This window comes from Mediterraneibacter sp. 210702-DFI.5.30 (assembly GCF_020560115.1).
GTDB lineage: Bacteria > Bacillota > Clostridia > Lachnospirales > Lachnospiraceae > Mediterraneibacter > Mediterraneibacter faecis.
The window spans coordinates 1-247 of record NZ_JAJCME010000139.1 but is presented as its reverse complement, the minus strand read 5'-3'; the positions used below and the strand labels follow the sequence as shown (position 1 = coordinate 247).

Annotated in this window: 1 protein-coding gene; it reads left to right on the top strand. The window is 49.0% G+C overall.

Features of this window, described 5'->3' with window-relative positions:
- Positions 1-14: 14 nt before the first annotated feature.
- The coding region (locus tag LI126_RS15005; protein WP_227165715.1) for a hypothetical protein at positions 15-247 on the top strand (233 nt) is incomplete at its 3' end.

The following is a 247-nucleotide window of genomic DNA, read 5'->3' as shown; positions in this document are numbered from 1 at the left end:
CCAAAGAGGCCGCCATGGCTTTCCGTGCTAGGGTATTGATATTCTACGGCAACTACGGAGAGGCTCTGAAAGACCTGAAGGCAGATGTCGAATCCGGAAGCTATGAATTAGTAGATGACTACGAGAAGCTATTCAATAACGCCACAGAGGGCTATATGTCAAAAGAGTCCGTCTTCATCACCCTGCGCTCTTACATTCCTAGCTACACTAGCGGTAGCGTTTGTCCACAAATGAATGTCGGTCGCGG